Source organism: Dyadobacter chenwenxiniae, assembly GCF_022869785.1.
GTDB lineage: Bacteria > Bacteroidota > Bacteroidia > Cytophagales > Spirosomataceae > Dyadobacter > Dyadobacter chenwenxiniae.
Window position 1 is genome coordinate 3,857,399 of sequence record NZ_CP094997.1, and the last position, 24,802, is coordinate 3,882,200.

The following is a 24,802-nucleotide window of genomic DNA, read 5'->3' on the forward strand; positions in this document are numbered from 1 at the left end:
TAACCTGCGTTTAATGATCGGAAAAAGGGTTTATGAAAATCTAAATAGTTGCGAGCGTTTAGCGAATACTATTTCGCAAACCCCTCAATCCCCAATCCAAACAACGCAAAGTCATACTTCACAGGGTCTTCGGGACTCAGTTGTTTTAATGAAGCGGTGAGTTCTTTGGCGGTTTGCCAGTCGGTGATGGGGCGTTTGATGAGGCCGAGCAATCTAGCGACGCGGTCCACGTGGACGTCGCAGGGGCAGACGAGCTGTGACGGCTTAATAGTGTTCCAAATGCCGAAGTCAACTCCTTTATCATCTTTTCTGACCATCCAGCGCAGAAACATATTCAGGCGCTTGCAGGACGATTTTCGCAATGGTGTGGCAATGTGTTTGGCGGTTCTGGCAGGGAAATCCTCAGAGTCGCGGAAGAGGTTGTGGAAGCCAATTAAAGCACTTTCGATAGTTTCTTCACCTTCTTGCATATGACTGCTGAATGCGAATTCCAATGACTCGTGCTGCTTATAATATTGTTTGAAGAAGTGCAGGAAATAAAGCGTATCCGTGGCGTTGAATGTGCGGTGCTTGAAATGCAGGAATGGCTTTAAGTCGCTGTCGGTGTGATTCAGAATGAAGTCGTACGGAGCGCCGTCCATCAATGTTGTCAGCTCGTGACATTTATTAATGATCGTTTTGCGCTGTCCCCAGGCTAGCACTGCCGCCCAGAAACCCATGATTTCGATGTCCTGTTTAACAGAAAAAGAATGCGGAATGCTGATCGGATCGAAAGGAATGAACGCAGGCTGATTGTATTGCTCTGCCTTCTCTTCCAATAAATCCGTAACAAATGATGAAAATGTGGGAATGATTGTCTCAGCGCCTGGCATGGCTTCCTCCGAACAGGTAAGCCAAAACTTTTGATATACCTGAAAAAAACATGATTACGCCCGAAAACAAGAAGGTAAAAATGGCAATGAAAGGATAGAGCAGCGTAAACATGACGCTCCAAAGTTTATATCCAGCTGTATTTTTAAGTGCTGCCCGCTCCTCTTCTCTTTTGGAACGAAATTCTGGTGAATGCTTCATAATGTTGATGTAAGTGCTTACTCCAAGTAACTGACAACCGCCCTGAATCGTTTGCTATTGGGCGAAACTTTTTCAAAAGCCCTTGAAGATAACTTAATTACAATATCGTCATTAATGCTTGTATCGGGGATTCTTCCAATAATACGCACAATGATTTTCTCCTGATTATATTCATTCAAAACCTCAACCAAAGCCCCTACAGGCGCTGTGCGGTGTAGCCCCAGGAATTTGCTGGTGCTTTCATCTGTTTCGATCACTTCCGCTAAACCAGATTCCGATTTCTTTTTACCCTTGACAACTTTGGGCGGCGCAACTTCCTCCACTGGTTTCACTACTTTTTCCGGAACGATGGCCTTAGCCTTCACCGAATCCTTCACGACTGTTGTTGTTGTAGTCACTTTTGGCGCGGGTGCGGTTACGGCTGGTGCAGGCTTTTCTATTCCTTTTTCACTGACGATCAGTTCCAGACCATCTTTCAGGTTGTCGTCCGTTAAATTGTTCCATTTCCTAAGGTCAGCCATCAGCACGCCATATTTCACCGCAACGCGGTAAAGCGTTTCGCCGGGTTCGACCTTATGAAGGCCATTGGCCGGTGTAGGTGTTGTTGCACTGGCAGTGGGCGCCGAAGTCGTTACAGGTGCTGGAGCTGTTGACGTGGTAGCGGGCGTCGTGGTAGCAGCTGGCGTTGTCGCAGCCGGTGCAGTAGGAGCAGGAACTGTCACAGCCGGCGTTGTTGCAGCTGGCTTCACTTCCTTTTCCTCAACTTTGGCCGCCTCTTTTTTATCTTCCTTTTTTGAATCTTTCCTGCTGGTTTTCGGCGTGTACGGAACGCGGATCGTCTGCCCGGATTGGATCTGATCGTTCATGCCCGGATTGGCATCCCGAAGTGCCTGAATGGAAGTTCCATACTGACGAACCACCGCAAACATGGTCTGCCCCTGGTTTACCCTGTGCAGAACGAATATCTTCCCTCCCACTCTTTCGGACCCAACGGAGTCAACCTCATAATTCCCGTTTGCCCGGGCCTCAATCAAACCTGTCAACAAACCTGCCAAAATGGTCAGGCAAAAAACGTATTTCATTTATTATGAAAGTGTTAAACTCGAAAACTCGTTATTATTTTTTAGATAAACCAATGTAGACGCTTTTAGCATCATCGTTGAGCGGCCCATTCCTTCGCGTTCTTCGGACAATTGTTCGTGTAAAACCAACTGCTTCTGATCTGTAACAATGAGGAGATATTGAACTGATTTATCTTGCTCGTAAATATAATAAGAAAACATTATATAGGGTCTTTTCTCCAGATAATCAATGGTCACAGCAATATGTCCATTCGTTATATTTTGAATAAATGTGGCCAGTTTTTCAAAGTAAACGCTGTCTTTCCTGTAACGAACCGGTTCCCGTAAAATTACTTTTTCAAATTCCTCCTTATAACTTTCTTTCAATGGCAAGAGCGCACCGGTTTTAGCATCGCACTCCTTATATATAAATTGCTCGCCTGACTTGCTCGCAACTTCTATACAATTTGCATCCAGTGGCTTAACCATCAAATGATTCGGCAAAGCCCACAAAAACTGACCATCAAGACCAGAAAACGCAAGCAGATCTGTGGGTTCGGGGACTTCCGGATAACGGTAATTGTGTAGGAAAATGTTGTCGTGGGAAAATGCGGTCAGCGAACTCCACCAATCGGCTTCTGGCGGGGAATAGTGCCACAACTGCTTCATTTGCCCCGTATCGACCATTGCAAATGAGACAAGCTTCAATTCACTTTCCCGCAATTCGATAATCCACAGATTACTTTGCGGATCCGGGTTGGGCAAAATCCGCCAGATATTTTGTGAAAACCGCTGAGAAAAGACTTTTTGCAATTTTTTAGCTTTATTTTGAAACAAAATTCAACAAAATACAGACCAACTGACCTCGTGCGAATATTAGGAATTATCCCTGCCCGCTATGCTTCTACCCGTTTTCCAGCCAAAGCATTGGTTGATATCGGCGGTAAAAGCATGATCCGGCGCGTTTATGAACAATCATCCAAAGCTAAACAACTCGATCAGGTAATTGTTGCAACGGACGATGAAAGAATTTTTAATCACGTAACCGATTTTGGTGGGAAGGCCATCATGACTGCAAATACGCACCAAAGTGGAACAGACCGTTGTTTCGAAGCGTTTACCAAAACGGAAGGCGTATACGAGTATGTGATCAACATTCAGGGTGATGAGCCGTTTATCAGTCCGGAACCCATTGATAATCTGGCAGAAGCATTGGATGGGAAAGTTGAGCTGGCAACGCTCGTCAAGGTGATCGACAGCGATGAAATCCTGTTCAACCATAATGTGCCCAAGGCCGTTCTGAACAAGCGCAATGAAGTGTTGTATTTCAGCCGACAGACGATCCCTTATCTGCGTAATCCTGAATCGGGCCAATGGCTTGGTGCTCACACTTTTTACAAACATATAGGCATCTACGCATATCGTGCGGCCGTCCTTGCAGAGATTACCAGGCTTCCGGTTTCATCGCTGGAAAAAGCAGAGGCACTCGAGCAACTTCGCTGGCTGGAAAATGGTTATACCATCAAAGCAGTGATCACCTCAGACGACTCTCACGGCGTGGATACGCCCGAGGATCTGGTGCGCGTAAGCAGGAAGTTTTTGTTATAGAAAAGTCTGCCTGGAACGCTATTTGTAAATTTTCACAGCAACGCGCTTTCAGATTCGATTCTCTTAAAAAACGTTAAATTGGATATTTTTATACGACCTCTTTGAACTGGGGCGTTACCCTTATAGTGATTTTATTAAACATAATTTGAAAAACCATACCTATGCAATATAACATTCTTTGGGCCGATGATGAAATAGATCTTCTCAAACCACATATCATGTTCCTGACCAATAAAGGTTACAGCGTAACGCCCGTTAACAGCGGCGCAGATGCATTGGACCGAATTGAAAATGACCGGTTTGACATTGTTTTTCTGGACGAAATGATGCCGGGTATGACGGGCCTGGAAACATTGGCACAAATAAAACAGCAACAGCCTAATTTGCCTGTTGTGATGATTACAAAGAGTGAGGAAGAGCATATTATGGAAGATGCCATCGGCTCCAAAATAGATGATTATCTTATTAAACCACTGAATCCCAATCAAATATTACTGTCGGTTAAGAAAATCCTGGATAATAAAAGGCTGGTTACTGAAAAAACGACATTGAGTTACCAGCAGGAATTCAGAAACCTGGCCATGCAATATCAGGACAGGATCGGTCACGAAGAATGGGCTGATATTTATAAAAAATTGATTTACTGGGAGTTGGAATTAGAAAACTCAGAAGATCAGGGCATGGCAGAGGTTTTCAGCATGCAAAAAAGTGAGGCGAACGCTAACTTCTGCAAATTTATCGAAGATGAATACGAAGAATGGCTGAACGATCCGCGATCAGACAAGCCGATATTATCGCATCAATTGATGAAGCAAAAGGTTTTCCCGCATCTTAAAGGATCGGACGAGCCGCTCTTTTTCTTGTTAATCGACAATTTCCGTTATGATCAATGGAAAATGATCCAGCCGATTTTGCAGGAATATTTCAATATCGAAGAAGAGTCGTCTTACTATTCAATCCTTCCCACAACAACCGGATATGCGCGTAATGCTATATTCTCCGGCCTTATGCCAAGTGAAATGGAGCGTAAGCATCCGCAGTGGTGGGTAAGTGATGAAAACACGCCGGAAGGTGAAGAAGGACTTAACAACCATGAGCATGATTTCCTCCAGAAACAACTGGAAATGAATCACCTTAACAATGTTAAAAGCTCTTATCACAAAATCCTGAATGCAAATCAGGGAAAAGCGTTGATCGACAACTTCAATAACATGCTGAATAATCAGCTGAATGTGGTCGTTTATAACTTCGTGGACATGCTTTCGCACGCACGCACGGATGTGCAGATGATCAAAGAGCTGGCTCCTGATGAAGCAGCATACAGGTCTATCACAAAATCCTGGTTCCAGCATTCACCGCTTTTGGATTTTATCAAAAAAGTGGCTGAGAAGAAATGCAGGCTGATATTAACCACTGACCACGGTATGATCCGGGTGCAGAAACCGGTGAAAATCATTGGCTATCGCGAGACAAATACGAACCTGCGTTACAAACACGGAAAGAATCTGGGATTTGATGACAAAAACTTAATGGTTTGTCGCAAACCAGAAAGGATTTTCCTTCCAAAACCGCATGTATCGACATCATATGTGTTTACGAAAGAGGATTATTTCTTTGCCTACCCGAATAATTACAATCAATATGTGAATTTGTACAGGGACACATTCCAGCACGGCGGAGTCTCACTCGAAGAAATGATCATCCCGATCATTGATTTAACTGCAAAGTAAAATTTTGGGTCATATTGAAAAGTAAAAGCATCCGATCACTTGACCGGATGCTTTTACTTTTAATGCTGTAACGAATCAGCCTTCTATAACATTTCCATTTTCACATTTCAGAACGCGTGCGGGGAATTTTCTCAGGAACTCGTGGTTGTGCGTGGCCATTAAGATTGCAACGCCGGCGTTGTTAATCGTCCTGAAGACCTGCATAATCTGCTCCGCAACTTCCGGATCAAGGTTACCTGTCGGCTCGTCAGCGATCAAAATCCGCGGTTCGTTCAGCATAGCCCGGGCGATTACGACCCGTTGCTGCTCACCGCCTGAAAGTTGGTGCGGCATTCTTTTCTGGGCAGTCCCCAGTCCCACCTGCATTAAAACCTCTGCAATGCGTTTAGAAATCTTTCCCTGGTTATCCCAGCCGGTTGCTTTTAATACAAATGAAAGGTTATCCTCAACAGAACGGTCAGACAGTAACTGAAAGTCCTGAAAAACAATGCCTATTTTGCGGCGGAGGAAAGGAATGTCCGATCTTTTAATGTTATGCAACTCATAACCGGCAACCTTTGCAGAACCTGTGTGCAGCCACAGATCTGCATATAAAGTCTTCAAAAGAGAACTTTTCCCGCTTCCGGTCCGTCCAATCATGTACACGAACTCACCGTTTTTTATTTCAAAATGTACATCGTTTAAAACAGGCCGCTCACCCTGATAAATATCTGCCCTATCCAGTATGATAATTGGCTCTGTTGACTCCGTCATAAAAAATTAGGTATTTGGATTTCCCTTTTTGTAATCGGCAAGGAATTTCTCAAGACCAATGTCCGTAAGCGGGTGTTTCAGCAATGCTTCCATCGCGCTCAACGGACCTGTCATTACATCTGCACCAACTTCTGCGCACTGGATAATGTGCATTGGGTGACGAACAGATGCTGCTAAAACCTGTGTATCAAAACCGTAGTTTCTGTAAATCAAAAGAATCTGCTCGATCAAAGCGATACCGTCTGTTGAAATGTCATCCAGACGACCGATGAATGGAGAAACGTAAGTTGCGCCAGCTTTTGCAGCCAAAAGTGCTTGACCTGCCGAGAAAATCAATGTACAGTTCGTGCGAACACCTTTGCTCGAAAAATATTTCAAGGCTTTCACGCCTTCCTTGATCATCGGGATCTTCACTACAATTTTATCATCGATCTCGATCAATTCCTCACCTTCGCGAATCATTCCAGCCAAATCGATGGAAACAACTTCCGCGCTCACATCGCCGTCTACAATGTCACAAATCGCCTTGTAATGACGCATGATATTATCCTTGCCCGTAATTCCTTCCTTAGCCATTAACGATGGGTTGGTAGTAACGCCATCTAAAACACCGAAAGCCTGAGCTTCCTGAATTTCTGCCAGATTAGCAGTATCAATAAAAAATTTCATAACGGGAATTTATTGGTTAGAATATTCCACAAAAGTAGGAAACCCTGGTCAAAAGCAAAACGAAAGAGGAGAATAGAACCGAAAGGACATAAAAAAAGGCAAACCGAGAATCTCACCGCATCGACCACCTACCCTTGCTTCCGTCAGGACCTGGGGGATTCGGAAGGAGCTGGTAGTTCCGATTTGCCAGGTGCAAAGATAAAGACATTTTATTGACAAAAAGAAAACATTCATTTAACGTTTGGGGTTACTTTTGTACGAATCAATTAGAAATGAACAGTTATGCCGCGTTATTTTTTTTTATTTTTCCTCTATTTATGTCTGTCATGTGCCCAATCTTCTGATGCTTTTTTAAAAAAAGGGAAAGAATTAATGCAGGAAGGCAAAACCCGGGAAGCCATCGAATTCATTAACAAGGCCATCGAAAAAGACGACGCTAATGCGGATGCCTTCAACCTCAGGGGAGTTGCTTATTATGAACTGAAAGAATATCCGAGTGCCTTGCTGGATTTCGGGCAGGCCATCAAATTGCAACCGCAATCATATCGTCCCTATTTCAACCGGGCATTGCTTTATACGGATGAAAACCGCCTTGATTCGGCATTTGCCGATTACAACAAGTCGGCCGAACTTGCTCCTGATACGGCAGATGTATTCCTCAACCGTGGCCAATTACTGGTTTTGATGGAAAAACCGACCGAAGCGATCGCCGATTTTGAAAAGGCGACCAAACTGGACGATAACAACAAACAAGCCTGGTATAACCTTGGCAACACTTATTATCGCAATAAAGACTATAAGAAGGCGACATTGGCATTTCGCCAGACCGTGCGTCTGGATGCGGCTTATGGCAAGGCTTTTTATGGTCTCGGCCTGGCGCAATGGAATGATGGCGAGAAGGATCTGGGCTGCACCAATTTAAAACAAGCTTCAAATCTTGGTTATTCGGATGCTGCAAATGCGCTGGCTCAATTTTGTCAGTGATTTTTCAAAAAAACCGCATTTCCGATAGTTAATAATCCTAAGCCCGTTGCTTATAATTTTAACCAGGATCGGAAATTAGCTTAACCCACTTCATAATGAGACTTTTCAAAATAGGATTCGGAATCATTTTTGTCATTTTTGCCTATTTGCAATTGAATGACCCCGATTCAGGCTTATGGATCGCCATATACAGTTTTGCGGCGCTGGCTTGCTTTATGAGCATCCGCGAACTTTGGCCGAGTTGGGTGTTTTATGCGCTTGGCGCTGGGTATCTGGTTGCCGCCATATTGCAGTGGCCACCGGAATTTGAAGGAATATTCTTTGGAGAAACGGCTATGCGGAGCCTTAATATTGAGCTGGCGCGAGAATCGCTGGGTCTTGGAATTTGTACAATCGTGATGATCGTGATTGGCAAGTGGGGATGAGCTAATCTTTGAGCCACTCAATTGAGCCACTCAATTTCCTTGAGTCCAACTTCGATTGTTCCTGTTTCTGACAGCAATTGCATGATAAGCTTTCCCTGCTGCGTCACTTTGTCTACAGTGCCTGTTAAAATGCGATTTTGGTGCCTGAAAGTTATTGATTGATTGTATCCGTAAAGATTACTCAGATAATCCGTGCGGATGCGATCATGTGAGATTTTCAATTTCAAATCGGCATAAAACATATCCAGGCAGCGAAGCACTTTATGAAACTCTTCACCTAGAGTGTATTGCTCCCCCGTTTCCTTACCAATTGAAGTTGCCTGTGCATTGGTAAAACTCTGCTGATTTACATTTATACCGATGCCGATGATCGAAGTCGAAATTTTGCTCCCTTGAATTGCATTCTCGATCAGAACACCGCACACCTTTTTGCCGTTTGCATGAATGTCATTTGGCCACTTAACTTTCACATCCGGTACATATTTGTTTACATAAGCGCGGATTGCGAGGGCAACGATTTGGCTAAGCAAAAACTGGTCTGCCACCGGCAAAAAAACGGGTGTTAAAATGACTGAAAAAGTAAGATTCTGCCCAGGATTTGCGACCCATTCTGTCCCTCGTTGCCCCCTGCCCTTTACCTGATTGTCGGTTATGACAATGGTCCCTTCGTCAAACAACCCTGCGTGCACTATTTCAGCCGCTATGTCGTTTGTAGAGTGACAAGTTGGCAGATATATAACTTTTTTACCAATTATTAAGGTATCCTGTATAGAGTTGTACAATTTTTTTGCTTTACTTTAGGGTTTAGAAAAGGAATTAACTACGCATGAAAGAACGCAAAAATAAAGAACTATCCTCAAAAGATCTCTCTGAGCTGGTAGCAAAAGGAATGATAGAGAAGAAAGGCTTGGACATCGCAATACTTGACCTCAGAAAATTAAAAAATTCAATAACTGATTTTTTTGTAATTTGTTCGGGTAATTCCGACACGCAGATAGATGCTTTGGCCAATTCGGTTGAAGACGAAGTTTACAAAATGTCCAAAACAGAACCCTGGCAGAAGGAAGGAAAGGCGAATGGGGAATGGATTTTGATTGACTATGTAGATGTTGTAGCACACATATTCAATAAAGATCGCCGCAAGCATTATGATCTGGAAGAACTTTGGGGAGATGCAGAGGTAACATACCTGGAAGATTCCATGGTATAAGTGACCGGCAGGTGAACATTCACCTGAACCGGAATGTTGTTTAGTATATTTCCTCTTAATTAAAAACACAGAATGTCTGAAAACGATAACAAAAGAGGGCCTCTCAGTCCTAAAAGTCCTCAGAAAGGATATCAGGGCTGGATTATCGCCGCTCTGATTGCCACTATACTTGGAATAACATACCTGAACCGGACTTCAACCATTCGCGAAACCACGCAAAAGCGTTTCGAAAAGATGATGGCTGACAAAGAAGTGGAAAGGGTAACCATTGTTAATGACAAGTCGGTTGAGGTTACGCTGAAACCAGAGGCATTAAAACAAGATAAATATAAGGTTGTTGCGAAAGAAAATAACTATTTCGGAGGTGAGACTGCATCGCATTATCAATTCCAGGTAACGTCTGCTGAAACTTTCAAAAAGGATTTTGACAAGATGCAGGAAAGTATTCCTGATGATGACAAAGTGCCTTTTGTAGTGGATACCCGTAACGACTGGACCAGCTTCCTTGGAACCTGGGGCTTTTTCATTGTCATGATCCTCGTAATGTATTTTATCCTCGGCAGAATGTCCGGTGGCGTTGGTCCTGGTGGTCAGATCTTTAATATCGGCCGCTCACGTGCCACATTATTTGACGCTGAAAACAAGGTTAAGATCACTTTCAATGACGTAGCGGGATTGGATGAAGCGAAGGAAGAGATTAAAGAAATTGTAGAATATTTGCAAAGCCCGGATAAATTCAAAAAGCTGGGTGCAAAAATTCCAAAAGGTGCATTGCTTGTAGGACCTCCGGGAACAGGTAAAACATTGTTGGCGAAGGCCGTTGCAGGTGAAGCTGGGGTTCCTTTCTTCTCATTGTCAGGTTCTGACTTTGTGGAAATGTTCGTAGGTGTAGGAGCTGCAAGGGTTCGTGACCTTTTTAAGCAAGCAAAAGAAAAAGCGCCTTGTATCATTTTTATCGATGAGATTGACGCAGTGGGTCGTTCACGTGGGCGTGGCGCAATGCCCGGCTCAAACGACGAACGCGAGAACACATTGAACTCGCTTTTGGTAGAAATGGACGGTTTCGCAACTGATTCAGGTATCATTATCGTAGCAGCAACCAACCGTCCTGACGTTTTAGACCCTGCTTTGCTTCGTCCGGGCCGTTTTGACCGTCAGATCTCAGTGGATAAGCCAGATGTTATTGGCCGTGAAGCGATCTTCAAAGTGCATTTGAAACCTCTTAAATTGTCGACTGACGTTAACATTCAAAAGCTTTCTTCTCAGACTCCTGGTTTTGCAGGAGCTGAAATTGCGAACGTTTGTAATGAGGCTGCATTTGATCGCAGCGCGTCGTAACCGCGACGAGGTTACCATGCAGGACTTTCAGGACGCAATGGACCGTGTAATTGGTGGTTTGGAAAAGAAAAATAAATTGATTTCTCCTGAGGAAAAAGAAATTGTTGCTTACCATGAAGCTGGCCACGCAGTAGCAGGCTGGTTCCTGGAACATGCTGATCCGTTGGTTAAGGTTTCAATTGTTCCCCGTGGTGTTGCTGCATTAGGTTATGCCCAATATCTGCCGAGAGAACAGTATTTGTATCGCACAGAGCAGCTATTTGACGAAATGTGCATGACATTAGGCGGACGTGCGGCGGAAGATGTGGTTTTCGGTAAGATCTCAACCGGTGCATTAAGTGACCTGGAACGCGTACGAAAGTGGCTTACAGCATGGTAACGATGTACGGTATGAACGAGCGTATCGGTAATATTTCTTACTATGACTCGAAACAGAGCGATTATGCATTCACAAAACCTTATTCTGAATCAACGTCGCAAGCGATTGATGAAGAAGTAAGAAAGCTGATCGATCAGGCTTACCAATTTGTCAAAAACCTGTTGAGCGAGAAACGCGATAAATTGGAAGTTTTGGCAAAAGAGCTTTTGGAAAAAGAAATTTTATTCCAAAGTGATCTCGAAAAACTGATCGGAAAACGTCCTTATGAAAAGGAAACGAGCTATCAGGCTTACATTAACCGTCGTTCTAATGAGGAAGCTGCCATCCATGAGGAAGTTGTAAAACATACTTTGGAAAAAGGCAATAACAAAGAAGAAGAGATGGCAGAAGCCGAGAAAGACGATTCTAACAAATAGTCGATTCCATAATAAATATGCGATAGCCGGGCAATGATGTTGTCCGGCTATTATTTTTGTAACAAACCTTACATCCACATTCCAACACCCACAAAATGTCTTTTGAAATATTTAAACAGCAGTTTGGCGACCTTACCGAATACGTCATTCAGGAAGCATTCACTGGAAACCGTTGCGTGATCATCCCCCAACTGGGTGGAATAGTGCGTCAACTGTCGCTCCGCAAAGGGATTACACTTTTTTCGTTATTAAAAACTCCTCCCACGCCAGACAGCCTTGTAGCAGACATGAAAAGCGCAAGTGAGTTGCTGTTTCCATTTGCAAGTCGAATCCCTAATGGCAGATACAAATTTCTTGGAAAGGAATATCAATTGGCAAAGAACGAAACCGGCGGTCTGAATGCCATTCATGGCCTGGTACGAAAGCAGCAGTTCAATTTGGAAGACCAAATTATTGAGGCGGACCATGCATCTATAAAGCTTTCTTATGACCTTAATAGTCTGGAAGGCTATCCATTTTCCGTGAAGTTCTCAGTACTTTATACACTGCATGCAGACGGGCGATTTGTTTTAAGCTATGAGGCCGTAAACAATGGCGCCGAACCGGCTCCGGCTATGTTCGGCTGGCATCCTTACTTCGTGCTGGGCAATGAAGAAGTAGATGCGTGGAAAATCAACATTCCTTCCGGCGAAATTGTCGACTTCGATAATAATCAGATCCCGGTTGGTAAAAAGCCTTTTTTGGTAGAAAGACCCACAAAGCTCTATCAGAAGGCTTTTGATAACTGCTTTATCGTAGATTCAGCAACCACAAATGTGGTTACGGAGCTGATTTCTGAAAATCAAGACATTACATTGCGGATTAAGCAAGAAACAGGTGAAGGAAAATTCAATTACCTGGTTGTGTACACGCCACCCGCACGCGATTGCGTTGCAATAGAACCATTAACAGCCAATGTGAATGCATTTAACTCTGGCGAAGGACTTAACGTTCTGGCCCAGGGCAAGAGCATTCATGGTGCGATCACATTGAGTTTAGTTTAGGACTGGTGCTTTTTATACCAAAGCGCCTTGTGCCAGAGTAATCGCAGGTTGGTCAGGTAACTTAGGTGCGCTAGAATAATCGAAAATTTCACACCTAAATTATCCCTGTGGCGCATGTTGTATAGGAATATGCGCCACGACTTGGATTTCAATACCGGACGCTCGTTTTCCCAATGTTTCAGAATAGCACTACGGAACTTGTCGGAAGGAGATGCCATAGCGCTTTCAAACGCTTCTCCTCCAAATGCCTCACCTGTCAGCAAACGAACCATTCCCACGGATTCGCTCAACAAACGTTTGAAGCCTTGTTTTCCGGAAATGTCCTGAATATAACTCCAATCCAGCTTATCCGAATGTTTCCGTAGAATTCGGACGAAGTCGGCCATGTATTTCAGTTTATCCCATTGCTCCACACCTCCATGGTGAATGACCATCATAAGGAGCTGGTTTTCCATATTCGGGATTTGGATAAGCGAGCCAGCCATATTAACGGAAATCATATTCAAGGAAAGCTCCTTCCAGTTTAAGTCGTAGCAATAACGGGGGTAACTGGGCTTCCATTGAATTTCGAGGGACTGCAATGCATGGCTCTCAATCGGTTGCAGGGGAAGTTGGTAATCCGTTTCAAGATAAGCAGATCTCAGCGCATCCTGTCCCATTAAATATTTACGGTAAGGGTCTGGTTCAAAGCCATTTACCTTTAATGTAGAAAGGCTTTTGTTAATATCGCCCTCTTCAATGAAAAAATCAATATCGCCGAATTCGCGTTGATTGGGCTTTTCATATAACAGCCAAGCCCACAAAGCGCCCTTCATTAGAAAGGCTTTGACACGAACGGCGTCAAGTTGCTCGTATAACCTGACGGAGATTCCTAAAAAGGCCATATTCGTCACCGCCTGTCCCATCGCAAACTCCTTCAAACCAGCCAAATGTTTGGCTGGAACTTCAAGCTTCTCCCCGCGATTTTGCAGATGATCCAGCAACAATGGCCTCACCTGATGCCAGTTGGCCAGTCTTGACAATTTTGCCCAGTTAATTTCTCTTTGATATGAATCGAATGGAGGTTTTGATTTCCCTTCAAGTGCAGCCTCCATTAACAATGCCAACTCCGGGGAGATTTTCAGGTCTGGCATATTATCCGGCTATTAGTTGTTCCGGAATGCACTCGTTGACCCACTTACCCAGGTTTTCAAATCCATCCGGACGTTTTTTCTTCCATAACCTGGCAGATCTGGTGCATTGAAAGCTTTGGGAAAAATGCCTTTTCAAAGCCACATCCGTAAGTAACTGACTGGGCAACGGGAAATTTTTAAGCATTTCAGTGGGGATTTCGGCAGCAGATAATGGCACCAATGGTTTCCTGTTCCGGGCCTTGTGCAGGAAAAACACTTCTTTCAATGGAACCGGTTCATGTAGGAAATCAGACTTAGGCTGATACGAAAATTTATTAACACCTTCGCTGACCGGTTGCAACTCTGACTTCTCGTAATGCAGGCCATCAGCCGTCTTATCCCAGATTTTAAGTTGCGGATAGGCTGGGACAATGTACGCTGATCCATCATTGCCGAACCCGATTGCCGTTAAGTCATCACTGAGCAACTTGCAACCTGCTTTAATAAATGCAGCAGCTGTGGTTGACTTTCCAGCTCCGGGCGTTCCCATGAAACACCAGCCTTCATTTCCCACCTGCACCGAGCTCGCGTGCAGGAGAAAAAGCCCTCTTTGAAACAAGATTAAGCCCAGAGCCTCGCTAACCGTGAAAAGACTTATCAGATTAGCATCTTCAACCAAAGCATTCACAATGAGGTGATTTCCATTCATTGCTTTGAAAGAACCAACATTGTTCCAGTGCAGATAAAGGTTTTCATCCGCATCTTTAGCGAAACCCGCCCGCACCCCTCTTCTATATAATTGTGTTTTTTCCAGCGTGGGAAGATCAAATGATGCGGATTGGATATACAAATCATGCTTTGTATCCACATCTCCGTCGCTAAATTCTGGAAGTTTGATTTCGGAAAGAATATTGAGCCCGAAGGCTTTATAATGGTGCATGTGTGTTATAGTAAAATCATTTCCAGACCCAAATCCGCTGATAAAGAACCGATTCCGGCCAGTTACCCATGATAACCGCGCCATTTTTCTCCACCCAGGCATGCGCCTCAAACTGCTTGGCCGGGTTCACTTCAATGCCGATTTCCAGCGTCAACGCAGGGACTTTCCGCAAAAGATATTTAGTAGCGAGTGCGCGTGGCAGACAAAGCAGTTCCAGTGGCAACAAGTTAGCTGCAGTATCCACCGCCCAAACCGTCAAATCGATCCTTTTCTGAGCAATTTCACGCGTAGATCTTGTCTCACAAAGCCAGTGAAACAGTTTTCGAAATGTCCCGAAAGGCAAAATCACCAATGCAGTTTTAATAAACACCAGACTTACTGCCGCTTTCAGAAAGATGGCCTTTCCTTCACGGGATAAACTATTCCATTTGGTTATATGGTGCTTGAATGTTGCCAATTGTGCTATTTAATTTCCTCAACCAGTTTCTCAAAAATAAGATCTTTAAGCAGCAGATCAATGTCGCTTTTGCATGTTTCAGGATCCACTTCATATTCGCTGATCACGGCATTGCAAAGTGAATCAAGGGTTTGCGGGCCTCTTTCCAAATTATCCCAAACCACAGCACCGACTTCGTCCAGTCCATAATAGGCTCCTTTATTGTGATTGAGAATCACTGTTTCGCCCGCAACTTTGGAAGAAATCTGGTCTGATGTGAGTTGGTATTTTGCCATGAGAGGGGTCATTCTTAATGTTATATAATGTGTTTTGATTTGTACAAAGTTAAAAATTTTAATTACTCAATCTCAAACTTTATTCCCTGCGCTAAAGGAAGGGCTGTTCCGTAATTGATTGTGTTCGTTTGCCGGCGCATGTAAGCTTTCCAGGCGTCCGAACCAGACTCGCGACCGCCGCCTGTTTCCTTTTCTCCCCCAAAAGCCCCGCCGATCTCCGCACCTGAAGTGCCGATATTCACATTTGCAATACCACAATCTGATCCGGCGTGTGAAAGAAACAATTCTGATTCTCTGATATTTAGCGTAAAAATCGCCGATGACAACCCTTGCGGAACATCATTCTGGATGGCTATGGCCTCTTCCAGATCATCGTATTTGATCAAATAAAGAATCGGCGCAAATGTTTCATGCTGCACGATCGGATATTTGTTCGACACTTCAGCAATACAAGGCGCAACATAGCATTCTGACGCAAAAGCATCACCATTCAACACCTTCGGCTCGACGATAAAACTGCCACCGGCTTCTTTGACTTTTTCTACGGTAAGCTGATATTGCGAAACGGCTTCCTTATCGATCAATGGGCCAACATGAATGTTAGCATCAAGTGGATTTCCGATTTGCAGTTGCGTATATGCCTTCACCAGCCGCTGCTTCACCTCTTCGTAAATTTCAGCTTGGACAATGATTCTTCTGGTAGAAGTGCATCGCTGCCCTGCCGTCCCTACCGCACCAAAAACAATGCCGGGAATGGCAACATTAAGATCTGCTGACGGTGTAATAATGATAGCATTGTTACCTCCCAGTTCCAGCAAACTCTTACCCAGCCGTCTGGCAACCGCTTCGCCCACAGATTTTCCCATTCGCGTGCTGCCTGTTGCCGAAACCAGTGCGATCCGTGGATCATTGGCGAGCCACTCTCCTACTTCCCGGCCACCGGTCAAAATACACGAGACGCCTTCCGGCACATCATTTTCTTCGAGCACTGTTTTTATAATGTTTTGTGATGCCAATGCTGTTAATGGTGTTTTTTCAGACGGTTTCCAGATACAAACATCCCCGCAAACCCAAGCCAGCATCGCATTCCAGGACCAGACTGCCACTGGAAAATTAAATGCAGAAATAATGCCAACTACGCCGATCGGATGCCATTGCTCATACATGCGATGGTGCGAACGCTCGCTATGCATGCTCAATCCGTACAGTTGCCGCGAAAGCCCGACGGCGAAATCGCAGATATCGATCATCTCCTGTACTTCTCCGAGACCTTCCTGCAAGCTTTTGCCCATTTCATAGCTTACCAATGTGCCCAGCTCGGTCTTAAATTTCCGAAGCTGATCGCCCATTTGCCGCACAATTTCGCCGCGTTTCGGCGCCGGGATTTGTTTCCAAATCTGGTAAGCTTCCATGGCCTTCTGAATTACAAAGTCATAATCCGAGCGATCGGCTCGGTTTGCCTGTGCTATTCTTTTGCCATCTACGGGAGAAAAAGATTCTAAAATCCCTCCATTTCCAGCCTGATGAACCTTGCCTGTGCTGACACCATTATTAAGCTGCTGAATACCAAGTGCACCCAAAACAGTTTGTATATTTTCCATTATCGAATCCTTTGTGTGTAATGCTTCCTTTTTAATTAAAAAACGCGCCATTCTGAGTTTTTAAAAAATCCGCCAGCAAAATGTCCTCCTGCCGAATAAATCCTTTATCAGGCAGAACACCATCCGCAACCATTTCTACAACCGACGCAATTGAAGCGGCTGTTGTCCAGGAAATGGCGCGCCAATGCTGTCCGTCAATGTCAATAGGGTGATATGCTTTATAGAATTCTTCTCTTTCCAATCGGTTTTCCTTCCAGCCTTCCACCACAGCATACACATACACCACATCCTGTTGCACGGGTGGCTTTGCCTCTGTCAAAATCTGCTCGATCAGCTCACGTTTGTCCTTTAAGCAAAGTTCATAGAGCATAAAACGCATCAGGCTGCAATGTCCCGGATAACGGATCGTCTTGTAATTCAACGTATCCAGCTTTCCTTCGAGCGTTTCACACATTGTTCCCAAGCCACCGGAAGTGATAAAAGCCTCGAATTCCTGCCCTTCAATGTTGATCATTTCTACGCCCTCCAAGGACGGCACCATTTTCCGGACGCCATTATGGATCACCTCCGCATCATTGATATATTCATTCACAACTCCCGCTGGTGACCACGTAAAAGAATAGCCCATCAGGCCATTCGGATAGCGCGGCAAAGCACCTACCCGCAGTTCAATGTCACGTAATTTGGTAAACCGTTTGGCAAGATCCATTCCTACAATGCCAATAAAACCTGGCGCCAGGCCACATTGCGGCGCAAGCACACTTCTGCTTTCTTTCGCCATTTCCCGAATTGCTGCTGTGGTAGCAACGTCTTCGGTGAGATCAAAATAATGTATCCCATTCTGGCAGGCTTTCCGTGCAATGGGCAGATTCAGGTTATAAGGCATGCAGGACACGACAGCGTCAAATCCGGAAAGCATTTGATCCAGGAAATCAGGATTGGTGATGTCGCCCGCGAGCACCGGAAAGGGCAGCGCAACTGCCGGTTGAGTCTTATCAACCCCGGTAACATTGAATTTTTTACTCAAAAGGGTTCCAACCAGCGACCCCACTTTTCCAAGACCGATAACGAGGATTTTCTGCATGTATTAGCAAACATTTAGGTTGTAAATATTTTAGCTGTCGAGAAAGATATGAAAAGAAATTGCAGTTTTTAAAACTTACATGTCATTTTTGTATGATGGATAGAAGTAACATGCGGATTGCGATTGTGGGCGGCGGCGCCTCGGGATTTATGGCTGCGATCACGGCGGCAGAGCAGAATCCGGAGGCGAAAATCGTGATTTTGGAGAAGAATAAAACGGTTTTGAACAAAGTCAGGGTTTCCGGCGGAGGCCGGTGCAATGTGACGCATAATCCGTCGGATCTCCGTTTTTTTATCAAAAATTATCCAAGAGGTGAAAAGCTGCTGCGCAAATTGCTGCACCATTTTGATGCCAAAGCGACGGTCAGGTGGTTTGAGGAAAGAGGGGTTAAATTGAAGACCGAGGCAGATGGCCGGATGTTTCCGGTCACGGACTCTTCCCAAACAATCATTGAATGCATGGTCAGAACGGCGCGCAATCTGGGCATTGAGATGAGGACCAGCACATCCGTCAGGTCATTTACCAAAATTTCTGATGATACCCAGGAAGGCTTCTCCATCTTACTGGATGATGACGATAGAATTTATGCTGACAAATTACTGATTGCTTCGGGCGGATATCCAAAAGCCAGCGGATTTGACTGGCTGCAAATGCACAATCATTCGATCATTAATCCTCTTCCTTCACTTTTTACATTCAACACGCCTGAAAATTACCTGTTGCCGTTGGCCGGGGTTTCTGTCCAGGATGCGCTGGTAAAGATTTCGGGAACAAAACATGAATGGCAGGGGCCGCTATTGATAACGCATTGGGGTTTTAGCGGGCCCGCTGTTTTGAAACTCTCAGCCTGGGGAGCGCGGGATCTGGCTGAAAAGGAATATCATTTTATTTGCAAGATCAATTGGCTCCCGCAAATGAATGAGCAGCAGGTTAGGGAGTTTTTATTGGGCGAAAAAACAAAAACACCGAAACAGCAAATCTCCTCACACGCCCGCCTGGGCATTCCTGCTCGGCTATGGAAAGCTTTTGTTTCAAAGTCAGAAATCCCGGACGAGTTGCGCTGGTCAGATGCGACCAACAAAGCATTAAACCGGCTGACCGAATTACTGACAAACAGTCAGTTTGAAGTGAAAGGCAAGACTACTTTTAAGGAAGAATTTGTAACATGCGGCGGCATTTCGCTGAACGACATTGATCACGAAACATTAGAAAGCAACTCTGTTCCCGGCCTTTACTTTTCCGGAGAAGTGCTTGACGTTGATGGAATTACAGGCGGATTCAACTTTCAAAATGCCTGGACAACCGGTTATATTGCCGGAAAAAATATGGCTGGTTACCCGGCATTATCCGCCATTGCATCGAAATAAGCCCTTACTTTTTTTGCACGGTCCAGGCCCACAAGTCCAGCGAGTTGTTCCAACGAACTATCGCGAATATTACGAACGGAGCCAAAGAATTTCAACAGTTTCGCCGCTGTGACCTTGCCTACGCCATCCACACCGTCCAACTCACTAATCAGGCTGGCTTTACTTCTTTTATCCCTGTGAAATGTGATCCCAAACCGGTGTGCCTCATCACGAATCTGCTGAATAAGCTTCAAGGATTCGGATTTTTTGTCGATGTAAAGGGGCAGGGAATCCTCCGGAAAATAGATTTCTTCCAGTCTTTTGGCAATGCCGATAATGGGCACCTGGCCGTAAATCCCCAGACTTTTTAACGCATCACAAGCCGCGCCGAGCTGTCCTTTTCCACCATCCACCACGATCAAGTCTGGCAGAGGCTGTTCCTCTGCAATCAAACGCAGGTAACGCCTCCCGACCACCTCATTCATGGACGCAAAGTCATTGGGGCCTATAACCGTCTTGATATTAAAATGCCTGTAATCTTTTTTAGAAGGCTTCCCATCCTTGAAACACACCATCGCTGCGACCGGATTCGTGCCCTGAATGTTGGAGTTATCGAAACATTCAATGTGGCGCGGAAGCGTTTTTAATTGCAAATCGCTTTTTAACCGGATCAAAATCCTGTCTTTTTTGGACGAAGTTGCCGATGCTTCCACTTCGCGACGTTCGGCTTTGTCGCGGCGGAAATACATCACATTTTTCATGGACATATCGAGCAGCTTTTTCTTATCACCGATTTGCGGAACGGTCAGTTCAAGACGCATTTCAAGATCCGGCTTAATGTTGGATATCAGCTCTCTTGCCTCTGCCCCAAACTTAGAACGCATTTCGACAATCATCAATGCAAGGATTTCGGCATCACTTTCGTCGAGCTTTTTCTTCACTTCAACGGTCTGTGTAGCAACCATATATCCCTGTTTTATTTTCATAAAATTGAGATAAGCGGCTTCCTCGTCGGATACAATGGTCAGCACGTCGATATTCCCGATCTTAGGGTTGATAACCGTGGCTTTACTTTGGAAATTGGAAAGATGCTCGATTTTGGTTTTCCATGAATGCGCTTTTTCGAATTCCATTTGTTCCGCAGCTTGGAGCATTTTCTCCTTAAAATACTGCTGTGGGAGTGAAAGATTGCCTTTCAGAATATTGTGAATCTGCTCGATTTCCGCGTTGTATTCAGCCTCGTCCTGTAATCCTTCGCAAGGTCCTTTGCAATTTCCTATGTGATATTCAAGACAAACTTTAAACTTCCCCGCCTCAATGTTGGATTTCGACAGCGGCAACTGGCACGAGCGGATTGTATAAAGCGATTTGAACATATCCAGCAACGTGTGCATAGTCCTCAGGCTCGCAAACGGCCCGTAAAAAGTTCCTTTGGACCTGTCCAGGTTGCGTGTCACGTACACCCGCGGGAAGCGCTCCTGCGTCACACATATGAAAGGATAGGTTTTGTCATCTTTAAGGAGAATGTTGAACTTCGGCTGCAATTGCTTTATAAGCTGATTTTCAAGCAATAAGGCATCCCATTCGCTATGCACAATGGTGTATTCAATGCGCCGGATCTGGCTTACAAGCCGCCTGGTTTTACGGTCGTGCTGATTGGATTTTAGAAAATAACTGGAAACCCTGCTTCGAAGGCTTTTGGCCTTACCCACATATATTACTTCCCCGGTTTCGTCAAAATAGCGATATACACCAGGGTCAAGCGGAATTTTAGTAAGTTCTTCTTTATAATTGAATTCAGACATTGAATAATTTCTTGACAGGCTGTGCCATTATCTATTTGAAAAAAACAACCGCACAAGATGAAAAGTTGCGTCCCTAACCAATCCAAAAGCCTCTGCCTCGGCTTGGTTCAAGTCCATAGGACGGTTCAAAACGGAAACGGCGTAAGTTATGCCGGCATTACGAACTTGTTCAGGGGTGATCTGCAATGTGCCGCATACCACTGCCAGCGGGACCTTATTCATGTTGCAAAAATCGGCCAGGCCTTTTACGACTTTGCCGGATAATGTTTGCTCATCCACTTTCCCCTCACCCGTAATCACCAGATCCGCTTTTTGAATGCGCTCTGCAATGTGTGTTTGCTCGATGACAATGCTGACGCCATCTTTCAAAACTGCATTTAAGAACCATAAACAACCTGCGCCTAATCCGCCTGCCGCGCCTGCTCCGGGATTTTCGCTGATATCTTTTTCAAAGGTTTTGGAAGCAATTTTACTGAGATTTTTCAAACCGTTGTCCAGTATTTCTACCATTTCCGGATCAGCTCCTTTTTGCGGTCCGTAAATGTGGGAGGCACCATTTGGCCCATAAAGTGGGTTGGTAACATCGCAGGCAACCGTGATGGAAACAGCATTTAAACGGCTGTCTTTTTCACTGCTATCAATGCGTGTTATGTCATGCATTGATTCGCCTTTCGGAGACAACAGCACATCATTTTTATCATAAAAACGAAAGCCTAATGCCTCTGCCATGCCTATGCCGCCGTCGGTTGTGGCACTTCCGCCTATGCCCAGTATGATTTGTGTAACTCCTCTATCTAAGGCGTCTTTGATGAGCTGACCGGTTCCATATGTGCTGGTTAGTAACGGATTACGTTCTTCTTTGGACAGCAATGCTAATCCGGATGCAGCTGCCATTTCAATAAAAGCCGTTTGCCAGTCACCCGACAAGCCATAAGAAGATGTAATAGGGCGACCCAACGGATCACTTGCCGCAACTTTAATGGTCTCTCCCTGCGCTTGCTGCGTCAGGATTTGGGCAGTTCCTTCACCGCCATCTGCTAGCGGGATAGTTGTAACATTCGCATTCGGATAGGCCAGCAAAATGCCTTCTTTGACCGCCTGGCAAACGTCAATTGCTTCAAGAGAGCCACGAAATTTGTCAGGTGCAACAAGAATGTTCACAATCAGCGCATTAACCTATTAAAACAACACGCCTTCGTCGTCCGAGCGAGAAGGTGGGACGTATGTGTCGGTGCTGTCGGAGGATACGCCACCGCATTCCCGCACGTAATTTTCAGGCTTTTTGAAAGGCTCTTTCCTGTATTGAACCAGCGTTGGATCTTTGTAAACTTTCTGCATGAACATTCCCCAGGCTGGCATGGCAATGCGGCCACCCTGTCCCAGGGCAATAGTCCGGAAGTGGATACTCCGATCCTCTCCTCCTACCCAGATGCCGGAAACCAGATGTTGAGTCATACCCATAAACCAACCATCTGAATAATTAGAGGTTGTTCCAGTCTTTGCAGCGATTTCATTGCCCTCGGTCACCCCATATTGCCTCAATCTGCCTGCTGTTCCACCCGGGTCTTCCACCGCTCCGCGCATCAGATACAGCATGTTATAAGCCATATTTTCACTGATTTCCTGGTTTTGCTGCTGGAAAAATTCCTGCAAAACATTGCCGTACCGATCTTCAATACGCAAGATTGTCATTGGCTCAGTGCGATGGCCGCCATTGGCGAATGCGCTGTAAGCTCCCACCATTTCGAACACAGAAACATCACTGATTCCGAGACAAAGGGAAGGAACCTCCTGCAACTTGCTGGTAATACCCAGTTTGTGGGCGTATTCGGCAACAGTTTTCGCCTTCACCATTTTGATCAAATAGGCACTCACCGTGTTCACCGACTTACCCAATGCCTGACGCAATGACAATGACTGGTAGGAATATTTGTTATTAGAGTTTTTAGGAGACCAACCGCCAGGCACACCGTCCGAAGGACCAAAGTAAATGGGAGCATCGGTAACATGGTCGCAGGGAGTCAAAAAGTTCTTATCCAGCGCCGACACATAAACAAATGGCTTGAATGTTGAACCGGGTTGACGCGATCCCTGCTTCACGTGATCATATTTAAAATATTTGAAATTAATTCCGCCAACCCAAGCCTTGACATGGCCGTTCCGGGGGTCCATGGACATCATTCCAGCTCTCAGAAACCGCTTATAGTAAGCAATAGAATCCAGCGGGCTCATCATCACTTCCTTCTCGCCATTCCATGTAAAAACCTTCATTTTATAAGGTTTACGCATCACTTTCCATGCCTCTGCCTCTCCCAGATCACGTTTCAAGGAGATAAAGTGGGGCGATCTTTTTGCGGCGGTTGTCAGGAAACCGGGAATTTCCTTTCCATTATCAAACGTCCAAGGGTTACGGCCTTTCCAGTGTTCGTCAAAGAGTCTCTGCTGCTCTTTCATGTGTTCCGTAAGTGCTTCTTCCTGGTAACGCTGCATTCTTGAATCAATGGTTGTATAAATGCGCAATCCGCTGGTATACAGATCATAATTCATGTCATGCTCCTCATTGTACATCTTCACCCAGCTTTTAAGATAGCCGCGCATGGATTCTCTGAAATAGGGGGCTAATCCTGTATTATGCCCTTCAACCGTGAAATCAATGCCAAGCGGTTTTTCCCTATAACGTTCAAAATCTTCCCTTGGGATGTAATCGTATTTGTTCATTTGTGCCAAAACCGTATTTCTACGATTCAGCGCATTGGTTGGAAAGCGCAGCGGGTTGAAAAGCGTCGGGTTTTGAAGCATCCCAACCAGTAATGCGGCCTCGGTAACATTTAAATCCCACGCTTCTTTGTCAAAATAGGTCTTAGCGGCAACCTTGATCCCGTAGGTGTTATTTCCAAAAGAAACCGTGTTGAGATACATTTGCATGATCTCCTGTTTGGTATACTTCCTTTCCAAAATCACGGCCAACACCCATTCTTTGGTTTTAGCGATCACGATTCTTACCAGGGGAATTTTCCCTAATAAGCCTTCAAATTCTTCCGAACGCGTATTAAAAAGGTTTTTGGCAACTTGCTGCGTCAGCGTACTTCCTCCGCCAGAGCTTGAATTGCCGGAAACAACGCCTTTAAAAACGCGAAGCAAGCTTCTCGGATCAATTCCGGAATGGTTCACAAAACGCGCATCTTCCGTGGCAACCAAAGCATCGATCAGGTTGGGTGAAATCTGCGAAATGTCTATTTGTGTTCTGTTTTCGAAGAAATATTTACCCAAGGATTTACCGTCTTCACTGATCAGCTCGGATGCGAGTTCGCTTTTCGGATTTTCAAGTGTTTTTAAATCGGGCATTCCACCGAAAAGCCAGAAGAAATTGAAGCTTACGGCAACAATGTAAAGTATAAAAAGACCCAGTCCGATTCCAATAAACCGCCAGAGACGGATTATGGTGCGGCGATACTTTCCGGGTTGGAATTCAATCATAGAAAAACGTAGTTAATT

The 24,802-nt window shown here is 44.9% G+C and carries 23 protein-coding genes and 1 pseudogene; 8 read left to right on the forward strand and 16 right to left on the reverse strand.

The window, feature by feature from the left end; translation table 11 throughout:
• Nucleotides 1-68: 68 nt before the first annotated feature.
• From MUK70_RS16495 to MUK70_RS16510, 4 genes are read right to left on the reverse strand one after another with little or no spacing between them, the layout of a single operon-like run.
• A complete protein-coding gene (locus MUK70_RS16495) occupies nucleotides 69-872 on the reverse strand; it encodes a TIGR02757 family protein (RefSeq protein WP_234653828.1) in 804 nt (267 codons plus the stop codon).
• Nucleotides 859-1,071 carry a hypothetical protein gene (locus MUK70_RS16500; protein ID WP_234608131.1) on the reverse strand — a complete coding sequence of 71 codons (213 nt, stop codon included), beginning with the start codon at nucleotides 1,069-1,071 and terminating at the stop codon, nucleotides 859-861. Before MUK70_RS16500 ends, MUK70_RS16495 begins: the two co-directional genes overlap by 14 nt.
• A 17-nt stretch (nucleotides 1,072-1,088) precedes the next feature.
• The gene (locus MUK70_RS16505; protein WP_234608130.1) at nucleotides 1,089-2,153 is read right to left on the reverse strand and encodes a LysM peptidoglycan-binding domain-containing protein; all 1,065 of its coding nucleotides are present in this window, start codon (nucleotides 2,151-2,153) and stop codon (nucleotides 1,089-1,091) included.
• Nucleotides 2,154-2,156: 3 nt separating this feature from the next.
• Nucleotides 2,157-2,945: a DUF4905 domain-containing protein gene (locus tag MUK70_RS16510; protein ID WP_234653830.1), complete on the reverse strand. Its 789-nt coding sequence runs from the start codon at nucleotides 2,943-2,945 to the stop codon at nucleotides 2,157-2,159.
• A 54-nt stretch (nucleotides 2,946-2,999) separates the two neighbouring features.
• Between MUK70_RS16510 and kdsB the strand changes: the two genes are divergently transcribed.
• Both kdsB and porX read left to right on the forward strand, forming a co-directional pair.
• Nucleotides 3,000-3,740 (forward strand): 3-deoxy-manno-octulosonate cytidylyltransferase, encoded by a 741-nt coding sequence (gene kdsB, locus MUK70_RS16515; RefSeq protein ID WP_234653832.1) that lies wholly within the window; start codon nucleotides 3,000-3,002, stop codon nucleotides 3,738-3,740.
• A 161-nt stretch (nucleotides 3,741-3,901) separates the two neighbouring features.
• Nucleotides 3,902-5,470 (forward strand): T9SS response regulator signal transducer PorX, encoded by a 1,569-nt coding sequence (gene porX / locus MUK70_RS16520; RefSeq protein ID WP_234608127.1) that lies wholly within the window; start codon nucleotides 3,902-3,904, stop codon nucleotides 5,468-5,470.
• Nucleotides 5,471-5,545: 75 nt separating this feature from the next.
• Here porX and MUK70_RS16525 read toward each other — a convergent pair whose 3' ends face one another.
• Together MUK70_RS16525 and fsa are read right to left on the reverse strand one after the other, a co-directional pair.
• A complete protein-coding gene (locus MUK70_RS16525; RefSeq protein WP_234608126.1) occupies nucleotides 5,546-6,223 on the reverse strand; it encodes a cell division ATP-binding protein FtsE in 678 nt (225 codons plus the stop codon).
• A gap of 6 nt (nucleotides 6,224-6,229) precedes the next feature.
• Nucleotides 6,230-6,892 carry a fructose-6-phosphate aldolase gene (gene fsa / locus MUK70_RS16530; RefSeq protein WP_234608125.1) on the reverse strand — a complete coding sequence of 221 codons (663 nt, stop codon included), beginning with the start codon at nucleotides 6,890-6,892 and terminating at the stop codon, nucleotides 6,230-6,232.
• A 282-nt stretch (nucleotides 6,893-7,174) separates the two neighbouring features.
• Between fsa and MUK70_RS16535 the strand changes: the two genes are divergently transcribed.
• Together MUK70_RS16535 and MUK70_RS16540 are read left to right on the forward strand one after the other, a co-directional pair.
• Entirely contained in the window at nucleotides 7,175-7,876 is a 702-nt protein-coding gene (locus MUK70_RS16535) for a tetratricopeptide repeat protein (RefSeq protein WP_255713593.1), read from the forward strand.
• Between the two features lie 95 nt (nucleotides 7,877-7,971).
• Nucleotides 7,972-8,301, forward strand: coding sequence for a transmembrane 220 family protein (locus MUK70_RS16540; protein ID WP_234653834.1), 330 nt, complete (start codon nucleotides 7,972-7,974; stop codon nucleotides 8,299-8,301).
• Nucleotides 8,302-8,318: 17 nt separating this feature from the next.
• Here the strand turns inward: MUK70_RS16540 and MUK70_RS16545 are convergent, their stop codons facing one another.
• Nucleotides 8,319-9,083 (reverse strand): biotin--[acetyl-CoA-carboxylase] ligase, encoded by a 765-nt coding sequence (locus MUK70_RS16545; protein WP_234653836.1) that lies wholly within the window; start codon nucleotides 9,081-9,083, stop codon nucleotides 8,319-8,321.
• A gap of 44 nt (nucleotides 9,084-9,127) precedes the next feature.
• Here MUK70_RS16545 and rsfS point away from each other — a divergent pair, with 44 nt between their 5' ends.
• The 3 genes and pseudogenes from rsfS to MUK70_RS16560 all read left to right on the forward strand — a co-directional run bounded on the left by rsfS (nucleotide 9,128) and on the right by MUK70_RS16560 (nucleotide 12,687).
• The gene (gene rsfS / locus MUK70_RS16550) at nucleotides 9,128-9,511 is read left to right on the forward strand and encodes a ribosome silencing factor (RefSeq protein WP_244784413.1); all 384 of its coding nucleotides are present in this window, start codon (nucleotides 9,128-9,130) and stop codon (nucleotides 9,509-9,511) included.
• A 72-nt stretch (nucleotides 9,512-9,583) separates the two neighbouring features.
• Nucleotides 9,584-11,644: pseudogene (gene ftsH / locus MUK70_RS16555) on the forward strand (ATP-dependent zinc metalloprotease FtsH).
• Nucleotides 11,645-11,739: 95 nt separating this feature from the next.
• Nucleotides 11,740-12,687: an aldose 1-epimerase gene (locus MUK70_RS16560; RefSeq protein ID WP_234653838.1), complete on the forward strand. Its 948-nt coding sequence runs from the start codon at nucleotides 11,740-11,742 to the stop codon at nucleotides 12,685-12,687.
• Here the strand turns inward: MUK70_RS16560 and MUK70_RS16565 are convergent.
• From MUK70_RS16565 to MUK70_RS16590, 6 genes are all read right to left on the reverse strand, one after another.
• Nucleotides 12,684-13,820: a nucleotidyltransferase family protein gene (locus tag MUK70_RS16565; protein ID WP_234653840.1), complete on the reverse strand. Its 1,137-nt coding sequence runs from the start codon at nucleotides 13,818-13,820 to the stop codon at nucleotides 12,684-12,686. The genes MUK70_RS16560 and MUK70_RS16565 overlap by 4 nt on opposite strands.
• A 1-nt stretch (nucleotide 13,821) precedes the next feature.
• Complete coding sequence (locus tag MUK70_RS16570; RefSeq protein WP_234653842.1) at nucleotides 13,822-14,739, reverse strand: phosphoenolpyruvate carboxykinase (ATP); 918 nt, start codon at nucleotides 14,737-14,739, stop codon at nucleotides 13,822-13,824.
• Nucleotides 14,740-14,755: 16 nt separating this feature from the next.
• Complete coding sequence (locus MUK70_RS16575; RefSeq protein ID WP_234653844.1) at nucleotides 14,756-15,196, reverse strand: lasso peptide biosynthesis B2 protein; 441 nt, start codon at nucleotides 15,194-15,196, stop codon at nucleotides 14,756-14,758.
• Between the two features lie 5 nt (nucleotides 15,197-15,201).
• Complete coding sequence (locus MUK70_RS16580; RefSeq protein ID WP_234653845.1) at nucleotides 15,202-15,471, reverse strand: PqqD family protein; 270 nt, start codon at nucleotides 15,469-15,471, stop codon at nucleotides 15,202-15,204.
• A gap of 62 nt (nucleotides 15,472-15,533) precedes the next feature.
• On the reverse strand, nucleotides 15,534-17,063 hold the full coding sequence (gene amaB / locus MUK70_RS16585) for an L-piperidine-6-carboxylate dehydrogenase (protein ID WP_374759716.1): 1,530 nt from the start codon (nucleotides 17,061-17,063) through the stop codon (nucleotides 15,534-15,536).
• Nucleotides 17,064-17,103: 40 nt separating this feature from the next.
• Entirely contained in the window at nucleotides 17,104-18,156 is a 1,053-nt protein-coding gene (locus MUK70_RS16590) for a saccharopine dehydrogenase family protein (RefSeq protein WP_234608114.1), read from the reverse strand.
• 92 nt (nucleotides 18,157-18,248) lie between these two features.
• Here MUK70_RS16590 and MUK70_RS16595 point away from each other — a divergent pair, with 92 nt between their 5' ends.
• Nucleotides 18,249-19,523, forward strand: a complete 1,275-nt coding sequence (locus MUK70_RS16595; RefSeq protein ID WP_234653849.1) for a BaiN/RdsA family NAD(P)/FAD-dependent oxidoreductase — start codon at nucleotides 18,249-18,251, stop codon at nucleotides 19,521-19,523.
• On the opposite strand, the gene uvrC is transcribed toward MUK70_RS16595, so the two are convergent.
• Genes uvrC through MUK70_RS16610 form a run of 3 tightly spaced genes read right to left on the reverse strand, consistent with a single transcriptional unit; the run spans nucleotide 19,490 to nucleotide 24,784 of the window.
• Nucleotides 19,490-21,307: an excinuclease ABC subunit UvrC gene (gene uvrC, locus MUK70_RS16600; protein WP_234608112.1), complete on the reverse strand. Its 1,818-nt coding sequence runs from the start codon at nucleotides 21,305-21,307 to the stop codon at nucleotides 19,490-19,492. The genes MUK70_RS16595 and uvrC overlap by 34 nt on opposite strands.
• 27 nt (nucleotides 21,308-21,334) lie before the next feature.
• Nucleotides 21,335-22,468, reverse strand: coding sequence for a glycerate kinase (locus MUK70_RS16605; RefSeq protein WP_234653851.1), 1,134 nt, complete (start codon nucleotides 22,466-22,468; stop codon nucleotides 21,335-21,337).
• Between the two features lie 18 nt (nucleotides 22,469-22,486).
• Complete coding sequence (locus tag MUK70_RS16610; RefSeq protein ID WP_234653853.1) at nucleotides 22,487-24,784, reverse strand: transglycosylase domain-containing protein; 2,298 nt, start codon at nucleotides 24,782-24,784, stop codon at nucleotides 22,487-22,489.
• Nucleotides 24,785-24,802 lie beyond the last annotated feature (18 nt).